The 8432-nt window shown below is 64.4% G+C and carries 11 protein-coding genes; 8 read left to right on the top strand and 3 right to left on the bottom strand.

Annotation, left to right across the window (positions count from 1 at the left end; all coding sequences use genetic code 11):
- Positions 1-281 precede the first annotated feature (281 nt).
- Positions 282-1232, bottom strand: a complete 951-nt coding sequence (locus H8A95_RS40050) for an aldo/keto reductase (RefSeq protein WP_229188040.1) — start codon at positions 1230-1232, stop codon at positions 282-284.
- A gap of 298 nt (positions 1233-1530) precedes the next feature.
- Here H8A95_RS40050 and H8A95_RS40045 point away from each other — a divergent pair, with 298 nt between their 5' ends.
- Positions 1531-1902, top strand: a complete 372-nt coding sequence (locus tag H8A95_RS40045; protein WP_229188039.1) for a GYD domain-containing protein — start codon at positions 1531-1533, stop codon at positions 1900-1902.
- 260 nt (positions 1903-2162) lie between these two features.
- Here the strand turns inward: H8A95_RS40045 and H8A95_RS40040 are convergent, their stop codons facing one another.
- A complete protein-coding gene (locus H8A95_RS40040) occupies positions 2163-2576 on the bottom strand; it encodes a nuclear transport factor 2 family protein (protein ID WP_229188038.1) in 414 nt (137 codons plus the stop codon).
- A gap of 317 nt (positions 2577-2893) precedes the next feature.
- Here H8A95_RS40040 and H8A95_RS40035 point away from each other — a divergent pair, with 317 nt between their 5' ends.
- The 3 genes from H8A95_RS40035 (at position 2894) to H8A95_RS40025 (ending at position 4757) form a co-directional block, all read left to right on the top strand.
- Positions 2894-3706 (top strand): S1 family peptidase, encoded by an 813-nt coding sequence (locus tag H8A95_RS40035; RefSeq protein WP_229188037.1) that lies wholly within the window; start codon positions 2894-2896, stop codon positions 3704-3706.
- Between the two features lie 76 nt (positions 3707-3782).
- A complete protein-coding gene (locus tag H8A95_RS40030) occupies positions 3783-4214 on the top strand; it encodes a hypothetical protein (RefSeq protein WP_229188036.1) in 432 nt (143 codons plus the stop codon).
- Between the two features lie 234 nt (positions 4215-4448).
- Positions 4449-4757 carry a high potential iron sulfur protein gene (locus tag H8A95_RS40025; protein ID WP_229188035.1) on the top strand — a complete coding sequence of 103 codons (309 nt, stop codon included), beginning with the start codon at positions 4449-4451 and terminating at the stop codon, positions 4755-4757.
- A 261-nt stretch (positions 4758-5018) separates the two neighbouring features.
- Here H8A95_RS40025 and H8A95_RS40020 read toward each other — a convergent pair whose 3' ends face one another.
- On the bottom strand, positions 5019-6461 hold the full coding sequence (locus H8A95_RS40020; protein ID WP_229188034.1) for a helix-turn-helix domain-containing protein: 1443 nt from the start codon (positions 6459-6461) through the stop codon (positions 5019-5021).
- Between H8A95_RS40020 and H8A95_RS40015 the strand changes: the two genes are divergently transcribed.
- The 4 genes from H8A95_RS40015 to H8A95_RS40000 all read left to right on the top strand — a co-directional run.
- The gene (locus tag H8A95_RS40015; RefSeq protein WP_229188033.1) at positions 6460-6699 is read left to right on the top strand and encodes a hypothetical protein; all 240 of its coding nucleotides are present in this window, start codon (positions 6460-6462) and stop codon (positions 6697-6699) included. The two genes, H8A95_RS40020 and H8A95_RS40015, sit on opposite strands and share 2 nt — an antisense overlap.
- 2 nt (positions 6700-6701) lie before the next feature.
- Positions 6702-6911: a DUF4170 domain-containing protein gene (locus H8A95_RS40010; protein WP_016839740.1), complete on the top strand. Its 210-nt coding sequence runs from the start codon at positions 6702-6704 to the stop codon at positions 6909-6911.
- Between the two features lie 212 nt (positions 6912-7123).
- Positions 7124-7699 (top strand): hypothetical protein, encoded by a 576-nt coding sequence (locus H8A95_RS40005; protein ID WP_229188032.1) that lies wholly within the window; start codon positions 7124-7126, stop codon positions 7697-7699.
- Between the two features lie 22 nt (positions 7700-7721).
- The coding region (locus H8A95_RS40000; protein WP_229188031.1) for a glycine-rich domain-containing protein at positions 7722-8432 on the top strand (711 nt) is incomplete at its 3' end.

Below are 8432 nucleotides of genomic sequence, written 5' to 3'. Positions count from 1 at the left end.
CACCGGTGCGAGCACCCCGCCGCGCAGCCCGTGGGGCGGAGCATCGGGCCAGCGCGGGCCGTGGGGCTAAAGGCAATTTTGCTCTAGTCGGGCAGTGGCCTCCGATTTACCTCGCCCCGCGTGCGGGGAGAGGTCGGAACGCATCGTCAGATGCGTTCCGGGTGAGGGGGAGTTTCCGCAAACGCAGCTATCGCCGAATACCTGGAGGCGGCCCCTGACCCAGCCCTCTCCCCGCAAGAACGGGGAGAGGAGCGCAGCGCCGTCGCTAATCGTAGACCGTGTTACGCGCTCGCAGCGTCCAGCCGGGCGACTTGGTCCTTGCTCAGCTCGAGCTTCGCCGCGGCGACCAGCGTTGCGACCTGCTCGGGCTTGGTGGCGCTGGCAATCGGCGCGGTGATGCCGGGCTTGGCCATCAGCCAGGCGAGGGCCACGGCGGCCGGCTCGGCACGCGTCTCCGTGGCGACCTCGTCGAGGCCGGCCAGGATCCGCATGCCGCGCGGGTTCATGTATTTCGGAATGCTGCGCGCGCCGCGCGGGCTCTTGGCGAAGTCCGCTTCCGAGCGATATTTGCCGGTGAGGAATCCCGCGGCGAGCGAGAAGAACGTGATGACGCCGACGTCGTTGGCCTCGCAAACCTGTTGCAGCGCGCCTTCGTAGCTCGACCGCTCCGCCAGGCTATATTCGGGCTGCATGCTCTCATAGCGGGGCAGCCCGTTCGCCTTGGAAATATCGAGCGCGCTCTTGAGCCGCTCCGCCGAGAAGTTCGAGGCGCCGATCGCTCTGACCTTGCCGGCCTTGATCAGCCTGTCGTAGGCCGCGAGCGTCTCTTCCTGCGGCGTCGTCTCATCGTCCTTGTGCGACTGGTAGAGGTCGATGGTGTCGGTCTGCAGCCGCCGCAGCGAGTCCTCGACGGCGCGCGCGATGTAGTCCGGCTTCAACCCGACATTGCCGCCTCCCATGTCCATGCCGACCTTGGTGGCGAGGATGACGCGGTCGCGGTTGCCGCGCGACTTCATCCACTTGCCGATGATCGTCTCGGACTCGCCGCCGCTGTGGCCCGGCACCCAGCGCGAATAGACGTCTGCCGTGTCCAGGAACGTCAACCCATGATCGAGTACGGTGTCGAGCAGGCGAAACGATGAGGTCTCGTCCACGGTCCAGCCGAACACATTGCAGCCGAAGCACAGGGGTGGAACGGTGAGGCCGGAACGGCCGAGCGCGCGTAGCTTCATGAGTGTTGTTTCTCTTGTTCTTGACGGGAGCCGCGCGACACTGAGGCAGATTGCCCTCGTTTGCAAGGCACAGAGGCCGTGCGTCAGGTCAGCGACGCTGCCCCTCAGTCCCGCATCGATCTGTCGTCGCGCAGGAATGCGATTTCATTTGCGCGACGTTTGATGTAGATTGCCCGGCGAGCTGTCACCGGTCACGCCGAATTCCGGAGAATGAGCGGCAGCGCAACTGGCCATCGGCAGGCCATTTCTTCCTCATTTCATGACGAAAGCTTCCTCTGCCCGTGCCCCGCCCGGGTGAATGCCATTTTTCATCCAGCCAAATGGAGCGATTGCCATGCATTTCTGCTTCACAGGTGAATACACCCCGCGTTCTCTCAACAACATCATGGAAAATCCGGCGACCAATCGATACGAGGCCGCCAGGAAGTTGATCGAGGCGGCCGGTGGCAAGTTGATTTCGATGTACAGCACGGCGGTCGACGGCCCCGGTGTGATGGTGATTTACGACGTGCCGGATCCGAGCTTCGCGCCTGCGATCAGCGGTGTCGTCGTGGCGGCCGGCGCCATGCAGAATGTGAAACTGGTCCGGCTGTTCACCCAGGACGAGATCAAGGTCGTGCGTCAGCACGCGAGCAAGCTCAAGGCTGCCTACACACCGCCTGGTGGTTAGCGAGCGCGGACGATCAAGAACTGCGCAGATCGAACTGACGACGACTGCCTCTCTCGCGCGGCGGCGCTTCGCAGCGCGCCGCGCGAAGGCGAGGGCCGTTGCGCGCCACAGATCCGGGGCGCATTCAACGGATGGGCAATCGCCCAGGCGGATGTCCTGCGCGCATGCCGGCTCGTAAGCCCCGGCTGGTTGTGCCGTCGCATGACGTCCGCCACCTCGTGCAGCATGTGCTCGGCGCCACGATGGCGGCGACCGCCCGCTCACGCGGGCGGCGTGTCCAGGTAGACGTAAAGAGCCGCAATCTTGCCGTCCCGGGCGATGATGAAATCCACCCCGGTATACGCAGGCGCCTCGCCTTGCGGTCCGGAGCCCCAAGCCAGGCGTCCCGAATTGAGCAACGCTTGTGGCGCGCCATGAGCCGTATAGACATAGTGCGGATGTGTAGCCCGGAGATCGCCGGCGAACCTGTCCAGTGCGTTATGACCGACAAGGATGCCGGGCGGCGCGTACAGCACGCAGTCCTCGGTGTAGAGTTCTGCTATCGCGGCCCTTCTGCGCGCTGCATCACCTTCGCCGAAAACTTCCGGAAGGTTGCGGCTCAGCAGCGTCTCGATCACGTGCACGTCAGGTCCGAAAGACGGCGGCAGGCTCTTGTTGTTGACTTGCTCGCTCACGAGGCCTCTTTGCATCTGACTTGATGATGCGGTCGCAGCCGCGATTGTGAAACGGCAAGGATTGAAATTCATCGTTTCACATTTCGACCGCGGCCGGCCGCGCCTCTGGTGCGACGTGAGTCTACGCCGGGTCGAGCGGGTCGGGTCCATGCCGGTTCGGATCCGCTTTGCTGGTCCGAAAAAACTGCCGCTTTCGCGTGAAATGGAGTAGAGAGCGCGGTGTTTGTAGAGACGTTGCCGGTCGGTGGTTGCGCGGCAACTTTGAAGGGCGGGCTTGGGGTCTGCGCGGCTGGGGTCTGGGGAACTGGGGTCTGAAGGTGCATCACTCGGGATCGATTTCAGGCGGCGCGGCGTCGGCGGCGCGCGCGGGATTGCTTGTCCGTCTCGTCCGGATCGCCTGCGGTATCGTGATCGGTTGCGCTCTCAATGGCTTCGCCCCGCGCGAGGCAGCGGCGCAGGTGCCATTCGCCCTGTTTCAGCCGGCGCGGCAGATGGAGGCGGCGAAGCCGCTGGCCCGTGATGTCACCGGGGCGCCGGCCATCAGCCAGAGGCTCGACGGCACCGCGTTCTTTGTCGACGATCTCGGCCACATGCTGACCGCGCGCCATGCGGTCGCGGACTGCGGGCGTATCGTCGTCAGCAAGGAGGGCCGATCCGTCGCGGCGCGCGTGGTGGCACTGGCTGCGACCGACATTGCGTTGATCAAGGTCCCGCGCACGCTGGGACTTGCGGCGGTATTTCCACGCGCCAGCGCGTCTGCCGCCAACGATATGGTGTTTGCCGAGGCCTATGACCGCCTGAAGCCGATGCTTGCGCATGGCGGCGCGCTCGGCAATGCGTTCGTCGATGCCACCCAGCGCGATCCCGAGCACCTCGTGCTGCGCTCCAATGTCACCTTCGGCACCAGTGGTGCGCCGGTGCTGGATTCCCGTGGTCTCGTGGAAGGCGTGGTGAGCCGCAGGACCACGATCGATCGCGTGCTGGCGGTCGATGCCGCGCACGCCAAGTCCTTTCTCGCCGCACATGGCGTCCGCTTCCAGGAAGACGACCGGCCGCAGATGAGCGGCACCGCGTCCCGCGCCCACCGTGCCGCGAGCATTTCGGCGCGCGTCACATGCCTGCAACAATGAGCGACTAGTTGCTGCCGGGGTGGATGCTTTCGCGTCGTCCTGTAGCCTGTTGTTGCGGTCAACCTTGTCCAGAACCATGCTCATCTTGCGGGGCACGCTCGTGCTCTCGTTCGGCCTGTTCATCCTCTCGACAGCGCCGGGCCACGCCCAGGATCTCAATTTTCGTAATCCCGAACAGGCGCCGCCGTCATGGGCGCAGTTTGCCAAGCTGGTCAAATACCGGTTCGAGGAATGGATCGCAGCCGACGAGGCGGTCGCCAATCGCTTCCGCAACTGGGTCATCGAGCATTCCGGCAAGGAGAACGGGCCGCCGCCGACGCTCGTGGTGCGCGCCTGGCTCAACCCGGACGGCACCGTCGAGCGCGTCACGTTTCCCGCATTCAACGACGCCGGCGCGACCGAGGATCTGCGCACCATCCTGAAGCGCGGCAATGTCGGCGAGGCGCCGCCGCCGGAAATGTTGCAGCCGCTCAACCTGCGCTTCTCGCTCAATCTGCGCAAACCCTGAGCGGCTTGCTTTTGTCATTCCGGGGCGCGCGAAGCGCGACCCATCCCCGGTGTCGTCCTGGCGAACGCCAGGACCCATTACCCCAAATGCGCATTGTTGCACGACGCTGGGGCCACGATCCCTTTCATCACAGAATGCGGTGGTTATGGCTTCGCCAGGACGACAACGAAGAGTCTCGTCTACAATGTTCGTCACGGAGTATGGGTCCCTGCTTTCGCAGGGACGACGCGTGGGGTGAACATCGTGGCCAAACAACAAGCCGATCGTTCGCGGCGCTGCTTCGTCGGCGCTGCTATCGCAGGACTTCCCGCGACACTTCTGCTGCGCACCGCCTCCGCCTCCGACAAGATGACAAAGCCGCAGGCCGAGTATCAGGACACGCCGAACGGCATCTACTCCTGCGGCCTGTGCACGCTGTTCGTCGCGCCCGAGGGCTGCAAGGTGGTCGAGGGCGCCATCAGCAAGGATGGCTGGTGCAAGGCTTTTGCCACACCCTCCCCCGGAGGGGCAGGGTCCGCTCACGTTGAGCGTAGCGAAACGTGAGACGGGGTGGGGTGATCTCTCAACCCGGGCGGCACCCGATACGAGAGACCTTCACCCCACCCCGCCGCTCATTTCATTCGCGTCGACCCTCCCCCTCCAGGCAGGGCAATCGCACGTGACTCGGAGATACAGCCCACAACTGAATCGGATCGCGAACGAAGCGGAATCGAATGCAGAACGATTCCCCCATTTTCCTTCGGAAGGTCCGAATTTCCTGCCACATGCGATTGCCCTGCCCCTCCAGGGGAGGATAAGACGAGCCTACAATTCCCGCGCATTCGAGAACGCGAACGACGACACCCGCCGCGTGGTCTCGTCCAGGATCAGCGTGCGCGTGATCGGCGGCTCGGCGCGCTGGCTGCAATTCTCGCGCTCGCAGAGCCGGCAGTTGACGCCGATCGGCGTGCCCTCGACCTTTTCCAGATCCATGCCGGTCGCATACACGAGCTTTGCCGCATGACGGATCTCGCAGCCGAGCCCGATCGCAAAGCGCGGCTGCGGCTGCGGATAGGGCGCCACCGGCCGGCGCACCATCTGTGCGATCGAGAAATAGCGCGTGCCGTCGGGCAGCTCGATCACCTGGCTGAGCAGACGGTCCGGCATGTCGAAGGTCGAATGCACGTTCCAGAGCGGGCAGGTGCCGCCGAATTTGGAGAACGGGAAGGTGCCAGAGGAAAACCGCTTCGACACGTTGCCGGCATTGTCGACGCGCAGCAGGAAGAACGGCACGCCACGCGCGTTCGGCCGTTGCAGCGTGGTGAGGCGGTGGCAGACCTGCTCGAAGCCGGCATTGAAGCGCTGCGCCAGCACATGGACGTCGTAGCTCAAGGCTTCGGCGGCGGAGTGAAACGCCTGATAGGGCATCATCGCGGCCGCCGCGAAATAGTTGGCGAGCGTGATGCGATAGAGTCTGCGCGCGGTGTCGTCGAGCGGGCCGGCGCGGCTGACGATCGCATCGATCGCGGCGCCGCATTCGACAAAGCCGATCTGCAACGCGAGCTGAAAGCTGCGGCCGGAGCTGTCGACGAGCTCGGAGATCAAGAGCTGCCGGCGATGCCGATCGAAACGGCGCAGCGTCTCGCGCATCACGTCGACCGGCATCACGCGGGTGACGATCGAATGCTTTTCCCGCAGCCGTGTCGCGAGCGCCGTGAACAGGCCTTCGGTCGGCACGTTGAGCTCGTCGCGCAAATTCTCCGCCGTGGTCTCGAGCTCCGGAAAATAGTTGCGGTTGGCCTCGATCAGGTCGCGCACCCGTTCGATCGGGTTGGCGTCGAACTGCGAGCCCTCACGGTCGGCCATCTGCGCCGCCACCAGCGTCTCGCCGCGGCGCGCCTCGGTATAGGCGGCGTAGAGCCGCTGCAACGCATGCGTCACGCCGGGGCAGAGCTCGGCGAGGTCGCGCAGTTCCTGCTTCGGCAGGTCGATCTGGCGGAACAGCGGATCGGAGAAGATCTCGTTGAGTTCCGCGAAGAAGCGGTCCTCGTCGGCAGTCGCGAGGTCGCGCAGATCGAGGTCGTAGGTCTCGGCAAGCCGCAGCAGTATCTGCGCCGTCACCGGGCGCTGGTTGCGCTCGATCAGGTTGATGTAGGAGGGCGAGATGCCGAGCCCCTCGGCGATCTGGGTCTGCGACAGTCCCAATTGCTGGCGGATCCGGCGGAACCGCGGACCGACGAACAGTTTTTTCCCGGACTCGCCAGGCATGGCAGCCTTCCTGACCTATTTTGTGACAAAATTTACAAATCGACATTTATTACAAGTTCAGATGTTACATGACATCACCAATAAAAAACAAGGCATCTATACGAACTTCGCCTTTTCGCGTTTATCTCCTGACACGCAATTCGCAACACGCTGTCACGAATGTCGAGACGACGAGCAGGTTGCAGGGATCGGAATTCAGGCGGCTGAGCAGGCAGCCCGACTTTTCAGAGGAGACTGACGATGAGCAAGGGCAGCAATTTCTGGGTGATCGGCGGGGAATTCGGCTCGATGAACTTCCACAAGCTCGTCGAAGGCTCCGCTCAGGTCCGCGGTCCGTTCAAGACCCGCAAGGAAGCCGAAGAGTGCTGGAAGGAAGTCTCGGAAGAGAGCCGGCACAAGGCCGGTGTGCGCTTCTCCATCGTCGAGGAGCCGTCGCGGGTTTCGGCCTAACCGCCAAAACTATCAGAGCTAAGAAAACGTCCAAGGACGGCGGCCCCATCCGGTTCATCCGGGTGGGGTCGACCGGTTTTGGGACAGTGCCAGGGTCGTTTGATCTGGGGATAAGTGGCAGCCTAAGTGCTTGGGAACCAACGTCCTTTGCGGACGTCATGGTTGCTGATAGGTTAATGCATAGGAAACCCGTCAGTACGAGGCCGCAAGGCATGTCCGATCCGCACAACACCGGCAGCGAGGCGCGCGAGATGCGGCCGACGCTGCGTGAGGCGCTGCGGCGGGCGCGAATCGAGGCGGCCGACCGCACCGGCGTCGTGGTCGAGTTGCGCGACGCCGAAGTGGCGCGGCTCGAGATCCTCAACGACGCGCTCGATCCGCTGTTCGCACAGGTGCCGGAGAAGGTCGATTTGTTCGACCGCGGCATCAGCCAGGGCGAGACGCCGCGGCTGTGGATCGATGTCGTCGCGCACGTGCTGATGGGCCGCGACAAGCGCATCTACCGCTTCGTGCAGGACACCCGCTTCGGCCGTACCGTGCTCGCCGAATCGCACGACGTCGCCGTGATCGTCGATGCCGTCACCGACTATGTCGCGCGCCGCATGATCGAGCGCGAGCATGCGATGGTCGCAACGCCGCTTCCGGTGGCCGAGCCGCCGGCACCGCCGCCTGCGCCGGTGGTGGCGCCGAAGCGCCGCGGCGGGGTCGGCATGTTCGTGCTCGGCTTCGTCATGGGCGCGCTGGCGCTGTTCGGCCTCGCGCTGCTTGCGAGCTTGCAGAACTTTTAGCCGCTGAAGGGCCGGGGGCATCGTGGTCATAACTCCCGCCTCGGCATTCTTCGGCGTGCTGGCAGCTGCCGCTGTGGTCGGCAGCGCCGTGTTGTTCGGCAAATGGCAGACGCTGCGCCGCGCCGAATACATCCGCACCTTCAAATGGCCGGCGGGCCTGCTGGCTCGGCTCGAGCAGCATCACCCCGGCTTCACCCGCAAGGACAGCGCGCTGGTGTCGCGCGGCCTGCGACAGTTCTTCCTCGCCTATCTGATGAGCGGCAAGCGTTACGTCTCGATGCCGTCGCAGGCGGCCGACGACCTCTGGCACGAATTCATCCTCTACACCCGCGAATATGATGCGTTCTGCCGCCGCGCCTTCGGCACCTTCCTGCATCATATGCCCGCCGTCGTGCTGGTGAAGGAGCGGCGCCGGAGCAATGAAGGGCTGCGCCGGGTCTGGTGGTACTGCTGCAAATACGAGAACATCGATCCGGTCAGGCCGACGCGGCTGCCGCTGCTGTTCGCGCTCGACGCCAAGCTGAATCTTGCGAACGGCTTCATCTATCACACCGACTGCGAGGCGCTGCGCCGCAGCGGCATCGGCGGCAGCAGTCCCTATTGCGGCGGCGATTTCTCCGACTCGTCGATCGACGGATCGTCCGCGGGCTTCGGCGATGCCGGCAGCGATGGAAGCCATGGCGGCGATGGTGGTGACGGCGGTGGCCACGGCGGCGGTGATGGTGGAGGCGGT

The organism is Bradyrhizobium oropedii (genome assembly GCF_020889685.1).
Taxonomy (GTDB): domain Bacteria; phylum Pseudomonadota; class Alphaproteobacteria; order Rhizobiales; family Xanthobacteraceae; genus Bradyrhizobium; species Bradyrhizobium oropedii.
Note: the sequence above shows the minus strand (reverse complement) of the source record. Positions and strands in the feature narration are given on the sequence as shown.